13 protein-coding genes are annotated in these 16110 nt (G+C 33.8%); 7 read left to right on the forward strand and 6 right to left on the reverse strand.

The genetic code is table 11. The annotated features are described in order from the left end of the window. The first annotated feature begins 12 nt into the window (after nt 1-12). The 3 genes from Z054_RS0117760 (at nt 13) to Z054_RS0117770 (ending at nt 4305) form a co-directional block, all read left to right on the forward strand. On the forward strand, nt 13-3123 hold the full coding sequence (locus Z054_RS0117760) for an efflux RND transporter permease subunit (RefSeq protein ID WP_024771388.1): 3111 nt from the start codon (nt 13-15) through the stop codon (nt 3121-3123). A 63-nt stretch (nt 3124-3186) separates the two neighbouring features. Then, a complete protein-coding gene (locus Z054_RS0117765; RefSeq protein ID WP_024771389.1) occupies nt 3187-3624 on the forward strand; it encodes a phosphate-starvation-inducible PsiE family protein in 438 nt (145 codons plus the stop codon). A gap of 3 nt (nt 3625-3627) precedes the next feature. Continuing rightward, nucleotides 3628-4305, forward strand: a complete 678-nt coding sequence (locus tag Z054_RS0117770) for a potassium channel family protein (RefSeq protein ID WP_024771390.1) — start codon at nt 3628-3630, stop codon at nt 4303-4305. A 6-nt stretch (nt 4306-4311) separates the two neighbouring features. On the opposite strand, the gene Z054_RS0117775 is transcribed toward Z054_RS0117770, so the two are convergent. The 6 genes from Z054_RS0117775 to Z054_RS0117800 all read right to left on the reverse strand — a co-directional run bounded on the left by Z054_RS0117775 (nt 4312) and on the right by Z054_RS0117800 (nt 10496). Next, nucleotides 4312-5574: an NAD(P)/FAD-dependent oxidoreductase gene (locus Z054_RS0117775; RefSeq protein WP_024771391.1), complete on the reverse strand. Its 1263-nt coding sequence runs from the start codon at nt 5572-5574 to the stop codon at nt 4312-4314. A gap of 98 nt (nt 5575-5672) precedes the next feature. Continuing rightward, nucleotides 5673-6035, reverse strand: coding sequence for a rhodanese-like domain-containing protein (locus Z054_RS0117780; protein ID WP_084050444.1), 363 nt, complete (start codon nt 6033-6035; stop codon nt 5673-5675). A gap of 142 nt (nt 6036-6177) precedes the next feature. Beyond that, a complete protein-coding gene (locus Z054_RS0117785) occupies nt 6178-7593 on the reverse strand; it encodes an MBL fold metallo-hydrolase (RefSeq protein ID WP_024771393.1) in 1416 nt (471 codons plus the stop codon). A gap of 65 nt (nt 7594-7658) precedes the next feature. Continuing rightward, nucleotides 7659-9398: a SulP family inorganic anion transporter gene (locus tag Z054_RS0117790; protein ID WP_024771394.1), complete on the reverse strand. Its 1740-nt coding sequence runs from the start codon at nt 9396-9398 to the stop codon at nt 7659-7661. A gap of 67 nt (nt 9399-9465) precedes the next feature. Beyond that, nucleotides 9466-10101 (reverse strand): Crp/Fnr family transcriptional regulator, encoded by a 636-nt coding sequence (locus tag Z054_RS0117795; RefSeq protein ID WP_024771395.1) that lies wholly within the window; start codon nt 10099-10101, stop codon nt 9466-9468. Beyond that, entirely contained in the window at nt 10098-10496 is a 399-nt protein-coding gene (locus Z054_RS0117800) for a DUF983 domain-containing protein (RefSeq protein ID WP_024771396.1), read from the reverse strand. Before Z054_RS0117800 ends, Z054_RS0117795 begins: the two co-directional genes overlap by 4 nt. A 699-nt stretch (nt 10497-11195) precedes the next feature. On the opposite strand from Z054_RS0117800, the gene Z054_RS0117805 reads away from it, so the two are divergent. The 4 genes from Z054_RS0117805 to Z054_RS0117820 all read left to right on the forward strand — a co-directional run bounded on the left by Z054_RS0117805 (nt 11196) and on the right by Z054_RS0117820 (nt 15973). Next, nucleotides 11196-12836, forward strand: a complete 1641-nt coding sequence (locus Z054_RS0117805) for a TldD/PmbA family protein (protein WP_024771397.1) — start codon at nt 11196-11198, stop codon at nt 12834-12836. Between the two features lie 32 nt (nt 12837-12868). Further along, nucleotides 12869-14185 (forward strand): TldD/PmbA family protein, encoded by a 1317-nt coding sequence (locus Z054_RS0117810; RefSeq protein ID WP_024771398.1) that lies wholly within the window; start codon nt 12869-12871, stop codon nt 14183-14185. Nucleotides 14186-14325: 140 nt separating this feature from the next. Further along, on the forward strand, nt 14326-14946 hold the full coding sequence (locus Z054_RS0117815) for a DUF4159 domain-containing protein (protein WP_024771399.1): 621 nt from the start codon (nt 14326-14328) through the stop codon (nt 14944-14946). 10 nt (nt 14947-14956) lie between these two features. After that, the gene (locus Z054_RS0117820) at nt 14957-15973 is read left to right on the forward strand and encodes an AAA family ATPase (RefSeq protein ID WP_024771400.1); all 1017 of its coding nucleotides are present in this window, start codon (nt 14957-14959) and stop codon (nt 15971-15973) included. The last annotated feature ends 137 nt before the right edge of the window (nt 15974-16110 follow it).

The following is a 16110-nucleotide window of genomic DNA, read 5'->3' on the forward strand; positions in this document are numbered from 1 at the left end:
AAAGAATCAACTATGAATTTTGCTAAATTTTCTATAGAGAAAAACCGGGTTGCGCTAAGTATTCTTGCGGTAGTGATGATTATGGGAATGGTATTTTATGCTTCTCTTTCTAGAGATAGTATGCCTCCCTATACCATACGAGTAGCCTCTATTGTTTCCTCATTTCCAGGAGCGAGTCCCGAGCGAGTAGAAGAGCTGGTCACTGATAAAGTTGAAAAAATAGCTCAGGAATTACCAGAACTAAAAAAGGTGACAAGTACTTCTCGTACAGGATTATCTGTAGTGAATGTAGAATTAAAAATGGAAGTTACTCCAGAAGAGCTACAACCCGTTTGGGATAGACTGCGGCGAAAATTAAACTCCATCGAGGGATTACCTAATAATGTAACTCCACAACTCAATGATGATGGAATAGGAGAAGTATTTGGGATTGCAGTTGGGATTACCAGTGATGGGTATTCATATGCAGCAATGAAAGAAAAAGCTGATGATTTGCGGGATGATTTGATCAAACTCGAAGATGCTGCAAAAGTAGAAATTAATGGAGCCCAGGAAGAACGTGTTTTTGTGAAATTTGATAATGCAAAACTAAAAGCATATGGGCTAACTTCAAGTAGTTTACAAGGAATTATTGGAAGTACTAATATTTTGAATTCTGGAGGAGAAGTTAATATTGAAGAAGAACGCATCATATTAGAACCCACAGGTAATTTTAATGATATTGCTGATATCAAAAATATGTTGATCCCAATTGGGCAAAATGGCCAGGTTGTTGCTCTAGGAGATATTACTACTATAGAAAAAGGATATATCAATCCACCAAAACAAAAGGTGCGTATTAATGGTAAAGATGCAGTTTCTCTTCATATATCTTTAAAAGAAGGAAGAAATATCATCAAACTGGGAGAGGAAATAGATACGCTATTGATCAAATGGCAAGAAAAACTTCCTGTAGGATTAGAAGTAGCCAGATTAGCATCTATAGACCAGTACATTGATCTTAAGATCAGTGATTTTCTGGGTAATTTGCTACAATCTATTGCTATTGTACTTGCAGTAATGTTAATCTTTTTAGGTTTCCGTACTGGGATGGTGATTGCCAGTTTGATTCCTATTGTGACCATTACCACTTTAATGGTTATGGGGCTTATAGATGTAGGGTTAAATCAAATCACTCTGGCTGCCTTGATTATGGCATTAGGGATGATGGTCGATAATGCAATTGTAGTTGCAGAATCTATTATGGTAAAAATGGAAGATGGTATTGATGTAAAAAAGGCGGCTATTGATTCTTGTTCAGAGTTATTTATGCCACTATTAATTTCTACATTAACAACATCAGCTGCATTCCTTGCTTTCTTTATGGCAGAATCTGTAATGGGAGATATTATGGGGCCTATTTTTGTAGTCATTACCATCGCACTATTGTCCTCGTGGATAATTTCCTTAAGCATCATTACTTTATTTTGTGTGTTCTTTCTTAAAATCAAAAAGAGAGAAGATGGAAAAGTTGGGTTTTTGGATAGAATGATCAATAGTTTGAAATCTAAATATAAAGATCTTATTTTATTAGCGTTATCCTGGAAAAGATCTGTTTTAATAGGTATAGTAGCCTTATTCTTTTTATCGATCTATGGGTTTACAAAACTAGCATTTGTATTTTTTCCTGATAGTGATCGTAATATGATCACTATTGATATCAATTTACCTCAAGGAACTAAAATCGAAAGTACAACAGCAACAGTATTGGCAATCGAGAATTATATAACCAAAGCATTAAAAGTAACTTCTGAAAGGCCAAACGGAATCGTTGATTGGTCATCTTATATTGGCGAAGGACCATCATCCTATGATCTTGGATATAATGCAGACGAACCTAATTCTAATTATGCTCATATTCTGGTTAACACCTCATCTTTTTTAGTAAATTCTGATATGGTAAAACAAATAGATGCATTTTGTTTCGATACCTTTCCTAATGCCGATATTAAAGTAGGATTTCTAGGATCAGGAGGAGGAGGTACTCCAATTGAAATAAAAGTATCTGGTGATAACCCGGATAAACTGGCAAGTATAGCAGAAGAAATAAAAGCTAAACTGTTTAGTGTCACAGGAACCAAAAACATCAAAGACGATTGGGGCCCAAAAGGAAAGAAATTTGTAATTGATATCGATCAAAATAAGGCACAATCGGCAGGGATTACAAACCAGGATGTCGCAGTATCTTTACAAACTGTTTTAGATGGTTTTAGGGCAGGAGAGTTTAGAGAGAAAGACAAATCGATTCCAATAGTAATGACCAGCAATCAAGGAAAACAGCAATCACTGGCTTCTTTAGAAACGTTAAATATATATGGTCAAAACTCGGGAAAAAGTGTTCCGTTATTACAGGTAGCTAATATTATTCCGCAGTGGCAATATTCTAAAATCAAGAGATTAGATCTCACCCGTACTATTAATGTATCTAGTGAATTAACAGAAGATGGAAATGCTTCTGAAATTACTAAAGTAATTAAGCCCTGGCTTACCACCCAAAAATCAAAGTGGGGAGAGGAGTATACCTATAAACTTGGTGGTGATGCCGAGAATAGTGCCGAGAATATGGGGGCTGTTGCCAATTATTTACCACTATCTGCATTCATTATTGTAATGCTGTTAATTATACAATTCAATTCCTTTAGAAAAATGACAATGGTTGTTACAACAATTCCTTTAGGGGTGATTGGTATGGTAATAGGGTTATTGATATTCGGAGTTCCTTTTGGATTTATGGCATTCCTGGGTGTAATATCATTGGCTGGGATTGTAATTAATAATGCAATTGTATTGATTGATAGAATAGAGATTGAGGAAAGTGAACTTCGACGGAAACCACAAGATGCTATCATAGCAGCATGTTTACAGCGTTTTAGGCCTATTTTACTGGCAACATTTACAACAGTGTTAGGACTAATACCATTATACCTGGGGGGAGGAGAGATGTGGGAGCCCATGGTAGTTACTATTATGATAGGATTGTTATTTGGGACAATAATTACACTGTTATTTATTCCTGCGTTTTATAGTGTTTTGTATAAAATCGATTATAAGGAATATACGTTTAACGAAGAATTACTAAAATAAATTTCAGCATAAAATTTTCAAAAGACTATTTCATTTTTAAATAGCCTAAAAACAAAATGCACTATGAATTCTAAAGTTTTAAATATAGTAGAGAAAATAGAACGAGTTATTATTTTAGTATTGCTGTTTTCTCTATTATTGGTGGTATTGTACTCTACAATAGTATTTTTGGGATTATTGTTTAATGGGATATTGTCTGATATTCAGAATTCATTTTCTGAGAATAATATTCTCATTCATCTACATAAAATATTTGGAGGTTTTATGCTGGTTCTTATTGGGATAGAGCTAGTACATACTGTAAAAATGTATCTAAAAGAAGATGTGGTGCATGTAGAAATTGTTTTATTAGTTGCATTAATAGGAATTTCAAGACATGTGATTGATCTAGATTTTAAACATTTAGAACCTTTAACTATAATAGGAATAAGCACCCTTATTTTAGTTTTGTCTGTTGGATATTATTTAATAAAAAAAGGAATGGGAATCAAGAGTAATTAAAGTATGATAGAAAAACTATATCCATATCGTTTCGAGATTTTCTTTTTTAGTCAAGTCACAATTCTTTTTGGATCATTAATCGTTCCATCGGTTATATTCGAGAATATTGTATCACCTATTTTATTTCAAATTAATCTTTTGGCAGGGATTTTACTACTGTCGAAAAAGAAAAACCTAATGTGGTTTTTTATTGTATTACTCCTTGTTTCTGGTGTTGTTTTTGGTTCAAGCTTGTTAGAAAATAGAAATGAGAGGTTTTTTAATTTTATAAGAATGATTACCTATTTTTTGTTTTATGTGGTGGTTACTTTTGAAATTATAAAACAAGTTTGGAAAGCCGAATTTGTCAATAAAAATGTAATCTTAGGCCTGATAAGCGGTTATGTCTCATTGGGGCTTATAGGTTTTTTTATTTGCATAAGTATAGAAATGGCAGATCATGGTTCGTTTAAAGGTTTGATTGTTAGTAGCTCTAACCCCGAGATGATAACAGAAGAACTAATGTATTACAGTTATATCACAATGTTAACTATTGGTTACGGAGATATAGTTCCGGTAACGGTTTTATCTAAAAAAGCCGCTATACTTATTGGGTTAATTGGGCAGTTTTACTTGGTGATTGTTACCGCTATTGTTGTTGGAAAATATATCAATCAGTTACACAATGAAAAAAATAGTTGATACAGATTATACATCTTTTCCTTTTAGCATTTTATTCCAATATAGATAAGGTAACATGAATTTTTTAAACATGTATAACCTCCAATGTTCTTTAGCACTAGTAAAGACTAACATTCGTTTTAGTTTTGGGTCTGGAGTGAAATTTCCTTTGTAATCAAATTCTGCTAGTGTCATTTTTCCATATCCGGTAACCAGAGGACAAGAGGAATATCCGTTATACTCTTTATTGCTAGCTTCTTGATTTTTAATTAATTTTAAAATATTATCAGCTACAACTGGTGCTTGTTTTCGTATTGCAGCACCAGTTTTTGCTGTAGGAAGTGCAGCAACATCTCCTAATCCAAATATGTTGGGGTATTTATTATGTTGTAGTGAATGGTGATTTACATTAAGCCAACCAGCATCATTAACCAAAGAAGAGGTTCTTATAAATTTAGGTGCAGCCTGTGGTGGAGCAATGTGTAACATATCAAACGGAAGTTTAATAATATTATCTTCTGTAGAAACCTCACCGATTGTAGCATCTTCATTAATAACACATTTGTTTTCTTCGGGAGCTACATGTCTAAAATATATAAGCTTATTTTCAGCATCTATTTTATGAGGAGCATAGAAAGGTTTAAAATGAATACCATATCTACCAATGACCTTCATCAAGGTCTCTCGAATAGGCTTAACTCCAAAAATAACAGAACCAGGAGTTGCAAAAATAACGTTAGATGTAGTTTCAATACCTTTTTTCTTGAAATAATCTGCGGCCAGGTAAGCAATTTTTTGAGGAGCCCCTCCACACTTAATAGGAGTAGTTGGTTGTGTAAAAATGGCGTTACCTCCTTTAAAATTTTTAAGAACCTCCCATGTATGTTTAGGGTTTGTATAATTACTACAAACAACACCTTTGTCTAATGCTTCCTGAAGCCCTTCTATCATCGATGGCTCCATTACTAATCCAGGAGCAACTACCAAATAGTCATATGTTATATTTCCGTTGGATTTTGTAGATACAGAATTGTTTTCTGGATCAAAAGAAGAAGCGAAATCCTTAATCCAGTTTACTTTTTTAGGCATTACAGATGCCATAGACTTTGCAGTTTTTTTATACTTGTACGCTCCGGCACCTACCAAAGTCCAGGCTGGTTGATAGTAATGTGTGTCTGCGGGTTCTATAATTGCAATATCTAAACGACTATCTTTTTTAAGTAAACGAGCAGCTGTCATAATTCCTGCAGTACCGCCTCCTATAATGAGAATTTGATAATGTGATTTCATTTATGCCTTCTTTGTGTTAGAGTATTAAAAGTACTTTCAATAATTTATTATTACGGTAACTTTGGTTACACAAAATAAAAAATCAATGTTCTGGAGTGTTAGTCTTTATACTTTTTCCAAGCAATATATCCGCCTTTTAGATCTATAATATTTTTAAATCCTATTTCTGCTAATACTACTGCTGCTTTCTTACTTCGATTTCCACTTCTACAGTATACATACAAAGGCTCATTTTTATCAAATTCATTGAACGAAGACTTAAATGCTGTTTGTTTAAAAAAATCGATATTTAAAGCATTATCAATATGACCGGTATTATATTCATATGGTGTTCTTACATCTACTAATTGTAGATCTTTTTTCCCTGAAATGGCTTCTTTGAATGCAGGAACATCAATTTTGGTAATGGCATCGGTTTGTCGATTTTGTATTCTAAAAAGAGTCTTAAAAATTGAGATCATGACTGGATTGTATTATAGTGGTTATTTTGCAATACCTTTTGTTTTATAAGAGTAGTAAATTAAATTCGGACAATACATTTAAAAATAAACACCCGAATCTGTTCATTTTAAATTCAGGTGTTTTACTTCTAATTTCTATACATTATAATAGTGTAGTCGGACAGATATATTCTGATTTCGGAATATTAGTCTTTGCAATTTCTACAAATCCACCAATTACATCAACAAACTGATTCCACCCTCTTTGTTTTAAAATAGAAGAAGCTATCATGCTTCTGTATCCCCCTGCACAGTATAATACAAAGGGTTTGTCTTTAGGAAACTTTGCTAAATGTTTATTAATCTCATTTAATGGAGTATTTATAGCATCAATGATGTGTTCTGAATCGTACTCACTTTTTTTACGGATATCAAAAACTAAAGGTTTTTCTTTGATATAGGAGTTTTTAAATTCTTCTGCGGTGATTCTTTCAGAAATTTCGAATTCTTTTTTGGCTTCTTTCCACGAATCAAAACCATTGTTAAGATATCCTATAGTATAATCATATCCTACTCTTGATAACCTGGTAATTGCTTCTTTTTCCTTTCCAGGGTAGGTGATAAGTAATATTTTTTGCTTCACATCGGGAATCATTTCCCCCACCCATTGAGCAAAACTTCCTTCCAGACCAATATTAATACTGTTAGGAATGAATCCTTTAGTAAAATCTTCAGCATTTCGGGTATCAAGCATTAATGCATCCGTTTCAGCGGCTACCACTTCAAAAGCGTCTGGAAGTAATGGTTTTATTGCTCGATCCATTACTTCATCAAGACTATCGTATCCTTTGATATTCATTAAGACATTTTGAGGGAAATATCCTGGAGGAGCAGTTAATCCAGTAAGTAGTGCATCGACAAATTCTTCTTTTGTCATGTCTTCGCGTAAAGCATAATTTACTTTTTTCTGATGTCCAAGAGTATCAGTAGTTTCTTTGCTCATCATTTTACCACAAGCAGAACCAGCCCCATGATTAGGATATACTATCAGATCGTCACTTAGAGGCATTATTTTATTGCGAAGAGAGTCGTATAAATGACCTGCCAGTTTTTCTTCAGTTAACTCAGATACGACATGTTGAGCGAGATCTGGGCGTCCTACATCACCTATAAATAATGTGTCTCCGGTAATAATTCCATGTTCTTTTCCTTTATCATCTATGAGTAAGTATGTGGTACTCTCCATGGTATGACCTGGAGTATGAATTACTTTTATCTTATACTCTCCAATTTTAAAAACCTGACCATCTTCTGCAATTGTAGCATTATATCCAGGTTTAGCACTGGGGCCAAAAACAATTTCTGCCCCTGCTTTTTTTCTTAAATCAAGATGCCCACTCACAAAATCTGCATGAAAATGAGTTTCGAATACATATTTTATTTTTGCATTATCTTCTTTTGCGCGATCAATATAAGGTTGTACTTCTCTAAGGGGATCAAAAACTGCAGCTTCTCCATTATTCTCTATATAGTAAGCAGCGTGGGCTAAGCAGCCCGTATAAATCTGTTCTATTTTCATGAGTATTTACTTTTAAAAGGTTTAATAGTATAAAGGTAGTATGGATACTATTCTTATACAGTTACTTATGTTACAGAAGGAGCTTTTTTTGTTTGGAGAGAAATTTTTTCTTGCATGGCAGTCTTTTTACTTGCATTATTGCAGTAATCATATGCTTCATAAACTTTTACAAAAAGATTGTTTTTACCAATAGTATCAATAAGACCACTGCTAAATATAATATCCCTTGTTGGTCCTATTGCTCCAGCAATGATAAACTGAATACCTTTACTTTTGAGATCTTTGACAATCTGTTTGAGTACATGTACAGCGCTGCTGTCGATATAATTTATAGCTTCTGCATTAAGAATAATGGTGTTAAGCTCTTTTCCTTTTAAATCAACCTGTTTATAGAGTTCTTTTTTGAAATAGTCTTTATTTCCGAAATACAACTGAGCATCAAAACGAATAATCAGAATATACTGTTGCGTTTCAATATCATTACTAAAACGATTAATGTTTTTGAAGTAATTGGTTCCTTTTATTTTCCCCAAAACTGCGATGTGAGGTTTTGAAGTTCGGTAGACTAATATCAACAAAGAGAATAGTACACCAGATAGTATTCCTTCTTTAATGCCAATGATAAGAGTAATTAAAAAGGTAAGAAGGAGAAGACCAAATTCATCTTTTCTGTTTTTAAAAAGTACAATAGGATATTTTAGATCGATTAACCCAAATACTGCTACCATAATTATAGCTGCGAGAATCGCGTTGGGTAAAAAATAAAAAAGAGGAGTTAGGAATAATAAAGTTAATCCAACTACAACAGCACTTATAATTGGTGCTATACCTGTTTTTGCGCCAGCTTGATCATTAACTGCTGTTCTGGAAAAACCACCTGTTGTTGGATAAGATTGAAATAAGGAGCCGATAATATTAGACGTTCCCAGAGCAATTAGCTCCTGATTTGGATCGATTTCATATTCTGTATGTTTTTCTTCTACGGCTTTGGCTACAGAAATAGCTTCCATAAAAGCAATAAGAGCCAAAGTAAAAGCTATGGGTACAAGTTCCGAAATTCTGGAATAATCAACAGAAGGTATTCCAAATTCTGGTAACCCTTTTGGTATTGTACCAACGATTTTTACACCCAGATCATCTATACCCGAGGTATAGACACTAACGATTCCAAAAATAACTACAATTAATGCTGCAGGGATTTTTTGGTTTATTTTTTTTATAATTTTGATGAGTACAATTGCAAGAATACCAATGCCCAAGGTCAAAAAATTAGTTTGATCTAATGTTTTGAATGCATTATGTAATAAAATATGCACTTGGTTGCTACGCTCAATTTCTGTTCCTAGTATATGTTTTAATTGGCTAAGTCCAATAATAATTGCAGCAGCAGAGGTAAAACCACTTATGACTGGTTTGGATAAAAAGTTTACCAAAAAACCCATTTTTAATACTCCCAGGATAAACTGAATACTACCCATAAAAAGAGAGAGAAAAATAGCCATAGTGATGTATTCTTCAATACCCGAAAGTGAGAGTGCACCCAATCCAGACGCTACAAGAAGGGAATCCATTGCTACGGGCCCTACTGCCAATTGTCGAGAGGTACCCATTATAGCATAAACCACTTGCGGAATTAGTGCAGCGTATAATCCAAATACAGGAGGTAGACCTGCAATCATGGCATAAGCCATTCCTTGTGGGATAAGCATTATACCAACAGTTACACCTGCCGCAATATCTCCTGATAAAAACTTTTTTTTATAATCAGGAAGCCATTGAAAAACAGGAAGATATCGTTTTAACATGTATGTGCAGATTTATAACTAAAAGTAATTGAACATTAATATATGATCAGTAACATTGGTTACATAGCTATGATAAATCAAGAATTTTGATATAATTTCTATGTAGTTCTATTTTATCTATTTGTTCTAGTTTTTTTAATAAACGAGATATTACCACCCTCGAACTATGTAGCTCCTGTGCAATTTCCTGATGTGTATTACGAATAATATACTCTTTATTAACTCGTGATTTTTCCTTAAGATAATTAACCAGACGTTCATCCATTCTATCAAATGCAATACTATCCAAAGTGATAAGGAGTTCGTTTAATCGATTATGATAACTTTCAAAAACAAAATTCCTCCAGGATTTGTATTTGGCTGTCCATTCTTCCATTTTTCTAATAGGAATCATAATTAGTTTGGTGTCTACTTCTGCTATTGCCCTTATTTCACTTTGGGTTTGGCCAATGCAACAAGTCATTGTCATCGAACAGGTATCACCTTGTTCCAGGTAATATAATAACAACTCATCTCCTTCTTTGTCTTCTCTAAGTACTTTTACTACACCAGACACAAGTAATGGCATTCCTTTAATGTAATCCCCAATCTCGATCAATTTATATCCTTCAGGAACTTCTCTAAAAGTCCCGACTTGTAGTATGTCATTTATCAAAGCATTTTCAAACTGGCGTCCGTAGCTGTTTTTTAATTCTTGAATCATTTTGAATCTTGTTTGGCTTTGGCTATAGAGGCATCATAGGTAAAGAAAAAATTAGCCCAAATTAATTTTGAAACCGCTCCGATGTATGGCATTAAAAGTATAAGGGCTACAACAATGGTGATAAAAATATGGATTGGAGTCAGATCTAATCCAAACAGTTGTATAAGTATGAAAACAGCAACGCTAATGGCTATACCAACGGCATAAGAAACATACATAGAACCATAATAAAAACTTGGCTCTATACTATATTTTAACTGACAGGAAGGACATCTTTTTTTTACCTTATTAAAACGTCCCAAATGATATGGGTTAGCTTCTAGAAATGCCCCATTATGGCATCGTGGGCATTTTAAAGACAATATGCTATATAACTTTGAACCTTTACCAAACATGTTGATGAATTTTGGATAAAAGTAAAGCTTCACAAAAATAATATCAGTAACAAAGGTTACATATAAAAAAGATGTTTTTAATTTTAGGTAAGGGTGTTACAATGCTTTCAGTTCATTCATGTAAATGATACTTAGTGTTATAAATTAGGTAATCATCATGGATACGATTTAAGATTTTGATAACTATTAAGTTAAAAATGTAAAAGTTTAACAAAATTTTAAATATACTCAGATTCAGTGATTCGGGTATTTTGTTTGGGATTTTTTGATAATGTATTAAATGATTTTATTTGATTTATTATATTGATAATCAGATGATTAAGTGTTTTTGGTGAATAAGGCGGTTTTAGGATACGAAAATTCTTACTCCTTTTTTAACATTTTAGGGTACTATTGTTATTTGACATAATTTTTCTACTTTTAATGCTGTGCTAAAAATAAAAAACTGACCTTATTGACTTCTTTTTAGTATGATATGGTTTTTAATATGGGGGGTAATATTCAAGAGTAAAGAAACTAGTATTAGTTTTTGACTATTTCTAAAAAAAATAAAAAGTGTATTTCCTCATAATGATAGACATTGCTTTAATGATTTATGTCTATAAATTTAGATTAGTACCTATTGAATTAATTAAAAAAGAAAAAATCACAACTAATAATTAATTAAATATTCATTCAATCAAAAAAGGAGGTTTATATATGAAACGAAGAGACTTTGTTAAATATGCAGGAATAGGATCAGGCGCTTTAATGATGCCTTCCCTGATGATGGGGAATAATATTCCGGTAGAAGCATTGCTAAATCCAGGTATGGACGTAGCAATCAAAAAGAAATTAGCGGATGTAGCGTTAAACACCGCAAAATCTATGGGAGCATCATATGCCGATGCCAGAATAGGAAGGTATTTAAATCAATATGTGTTTACCAGAGAAGATAAAGTACAGAATGTGGTAAATACAGAATCTTTTGGTATAGGAATTCGAGTGGTAGCAAATGGTACATGGGGTTTTGCTTCTACGAATAATGTTTCGGATGCAGGTATTAAAAAAGCAACCGAACAAGCTATTGCTATTGCTAAAGCTAATTCAAAGATTCAGAAAGTTCCTGTAAAATTAGCACCGGTACAGTCATATGGAGAAGTATCCTGGAAAACTCCAATTAAAAAAGACTTTAAAAATGTACCAGTTTCAGAAAAAGTAGATCTCTTACTTAGTGCTAATGCAGCAGCGTTGAAAAATGGAGCAAACTTTGTTAATTCGGGTCTTTTTATGGTAAATGAACAGAAGTATTTTGCTTCTACAGAAGGATCTTATATCGATCAGGACGTACACCGTATATGGCCAACTTTTACAGTAACAGCTATAGATCGAGCATCTAATAAATTTAAATCACGTCAGGCAATGAGTGCACCTATGGGAATGGGGTATGAATATATGGATGGTTTGGATTCTGAAAAATTAGAAGGCCCTGCTGGACTAAGACTGTATAGAGGTAGCTATGATATGATAGAGGATGCTACTCTGGCAGCCAAGCAAGCAAAAGAAAGACTTACTGCCAAATCTGTTGAAGCTGGTAAATATGATCTTGTTTTAGAACCTAATCATTTAGGGTTAACAATTCATGAGTCTGTAGGTCACCCATTAGAATTGGATCGTGTTCTTGGATACGAAGCCAATTATGCAGGTACAAGTTTTGCTACACTGGATAAATGGAAATCAAAGAACTTTAAATATGGAAGTGATATTGTAAATCTGGTAGCAGATAAAACACAAGTAGGATCTCTTGGAGCTGTTGGATATGATGATGAAGGAGTGAAAACTAAGCAGTGGGATCTTGTACGTAACGGTATATTAACCAATTATCAAGCTATTCGTGATCAAGTACATATGATTGATCAGAACGAATCGCATGGTTGCTGTTATTCTCAGAGCTGGAATGATGTACAATTTCAGCGTATGCCTAATGTCTCATTAGAAGCAGGCAAAGAGAAATATGGTGTTTCTGATATGATTAAAGATGTAGAAAAAGGTATTTATATTGCTGGTAGAGGATCATACTCTATTGATCAGCAACGATATAACTTTCAATTTGGAGGAACTGCATTTTACGAAATTAAGAATGGAGAGATTGTAGGGATGTTAGATGACGTTGCCTATCAATCTAATACGCAGGAGTTTTGGAATTCTTGTGCTAAAATATGTGATAAGAGTGATTATCGCATGTTCGGTTCATTTTTTGATGGTAAGGGCCAGCCTTCTCAGATAAGTGCTGTATCACATGGTAGCTCTACTACCAGGTTTAATAATGTAAATGTGATCAATACGGGTAGAACTATTTAAAACATTGTTTTACAATAAATACAAAAAACATCATGGCAATATATACAAAAGAAGAAGCAAAGCAAATTATGGAAAAGGCATTAAGCTTTTCTACAGCAGATGCTTGCGAAATTAATTTAAACGGAAGCGAAAGTGGTAATATCCGCTATGCGCGAAATACTGTATCTACCGCTGGTCACAGATCTAATCAAACCTTGGTAGTACAATCAAATTTTGGTAAAAAATCGGGCACAGCTACGATTGACGAATTTGATGATGAATCTTTAAAAAAAGTAGTAAAAAGAGCTGAAGAACTGGCGAAACTTTCTCCAGAAAATCCAGAGTTTATGGAACCTCTAGGCCCGCAAACCTATGATGAGTCTATTACTTTTAGTGAAGCAACCGCAAACATTACACCAGAGTATCGTGCTAATGTAGCAAACAGTAGTATTGAACCTGCTGCAGCTAAGGATGTTACAGCTGCCGGATTTTTTGATGACTCCTCAAGATTTAGTGCAATGCTAAACTCTAAAGGATTGTTTGCTTATAATAAATCTACAGATTCTAATTTTACCGTTACTATGAGAAGTAATGATGGTACCGGATCGGGTTGGGTATCCAGAGATTACAATGATATCAGTAAATTTAACGCTGGTGAAGCTTCAAAAATAGCGATAGATAAAGCGTTGATGTCTAGAGAAGCTAAAGCAATAGAACCAGGTAAATACACTGTAATACTTGAGCCAGCAGCATCAATTGGCCTATTGGGTAATATGGGAAGATCTTTAAATGCCCGTAGAGCAGATGAAGGACGAAGTTTTATGTCTAAAGAAGGTGGAGGAACTAAATTAGGAGAAAAAATAGTAGACGAACGAGTAAATATATGGTCAAATCCTTTAGATCCTGAAGTTCCTACCAGTACCTGGAATGGGCAAGGGCAGCCATTGAAAAAAACTAGCTGGATAGAAAAAGGAGCAGTAAAAAACCTTGCATATAGTCGATATTGGGCAGAACAAAAAAAAGTAAAACCTGTGCCTTTTCCTTCTAATTTCATTATGCAGGGAGGTGATGCTTCTCTAGAAGATCTTATCAAGAATACCAAAAAAGGAATTTTGGTTACCAGATTGTGGTATATTAGAAATGTAGATCCTCAAACTCTTTTATATACTGGTCTTACACGAGACGGAACGTTCTATATCGAGAATGGAAAAATAAAGCATCCGATAAAGAATTTTAGATTTAATGAGAGTCCGATCATTATGCTTAATAATCTTGAGACACTCGGTAAGCAAGTTAGAATAGATGGTAATTTAGTACCTTATATGAAGATAAGAGATTTCACATTTACCAGCTTGTCTGATGCAGTATAAATTTAATTCATAACATAAACTGGTCATTTTGATTAGCTTCATTTTGACCAGTTTTTTCTTTCTTAACGATCTTAATCTTTAATTGTAATTTGTATCACAAAGGATTAACATATTTCTGAAAGTTAAAACAATAAACTGCATTGAGTAACAAGTTTTTCTTTACAAGATTACAATATGAGTCAGGAGATTGGGATGTAGATCAAAGAATGCCTTCTAACCTTTTAAACTCCCTGGTGGAGTATACTACCCTGAAAGTAGATACACAAGAGAGAATAATCACTTTAAGCAGTGATGAGATATTCAAGAGCCCATTTTGCTATATATCAGGGCATAAACTTGTACAGTTTACTAAGAAAGAAAGAGAGAACTTTAAGAAGTATGTGAATAATGGGGGATTCGTATTTGCAGATGATTGTAATCACGATATCGATGGTTTATTTTCTAAATCATTTGAACGTCAAATGGAAGATATTTTTGGCCCTCAGCAATTAAAAAAAATCCCTAATGATCATGAAATATATAACGTATTCTTCGAATTTGAAGATGGTCCGCCGACTACTTCACAGGAACTTAACGGATGGGGAGATGATATTGTACATGATTATTTAAAAGCCATTGAAATTAATGGTAGGATAGGGGTCCTGTTCAGCAATAAAGATTATGGTTGCGAATGGGATTATGATTTTAGAAATAAACGGTGGTATAAAATTGATAATACCCGTTTTGGAGTAAATATAGTGATGTATGCATTAACATCATAAAAGAAGATGTATGGATAAAAATTTAGCAAGTATTGAACAAGAGGTGAATGTACTTACAGAAAAACTTACTAATTTAAAAAAAGAAATTGGTAAGGTGATCACTGGGCAGGAGGAAACCGTAGAACAATTACTTATTACTTTTCTGGCAGGAGGACACGCACTATTAGAAGGAGTTCCTGGATTGGCAAAAACCTTGATGATTAGAACATTGGCGCAGGCTATTGATTTAAAATTTAAAAGAATACAATTCACTCCGGATTTAATGCCATCTGATATCATAGGTACAGAAATACTCGAAGAAGACTATAGTACAGGAAAGAAATTTTTTAAATTTAATAAGGGGCCCATCTTTGCCAATATTATATTGGCGGATGAAATTAACCGAACACCACCAAAAACCCAGGCAGCTCTATTAGAAGCGATGCAGGAATTTGAGGTTACCTACTCTGGTAAAACCTATGCTCTGGACAAGCCATTTTTTATTCTCGCTACTCAAAATCCTATAGAACAATCAGGGACATTTATGCTTCCAGAAGCACAACAAGATCGTTTTCTGTTATATATAAAAATTGGATACCCCAGTGAGTTAGAAGAAACTACTATTTTAAAAAATACTACAGGCACCAAAAAGGAAACACTTAATAAAGTAATTACAGGAGAGGATATATTAAGATTACAAGACCTGGTAAGAGAAGTACCCATTAGTGATGATCTAATCACATTTGTAAGTAAGCTAATACGGGCAACAAGACCAGAAACCACTACAAATGCATATGTAAAAGAGTGGGTAAATTGGGGAGCAGGGCCGAGAGCAGGTCAGGCAATGATATTAACAGCCAAAGCTAGAGCTTTGATAAAGAGACGCTTATCGGTTACGCTAGAGGATATAGAGCATGTAGCCATACCAGTATTACGCCATAGAGTTATTGTAAATTTTAGAGCAGAATCTGAAGGGATAACATCAGATGAGGTTACTCATCAACTATTAAAAGCTATTCCGGTAGCTACAAATGGAAAAAATAAGTGATACCAATTTAATCGTATCAAAGGTATAGTTGTTTTTTCTTATAAAGACACTGTGAATACATTACATAGCCTTCTACGAGATATATGAACAAGAAATTTAGAGCTAAAAAAAGGAGCCGATATGCGATATTTTAAAGT

It is taken from the genome of Aquimarina macrocephali JAMB N27, assembly GCF_000520995.1.
Classification (GTDB): domain Bacteria; phylum Bacteroidota; class Bacteroidia; order Flavobacteriales; family Flavobacteriaceae; genus Aquimarina; species Aquimarina macrocephali.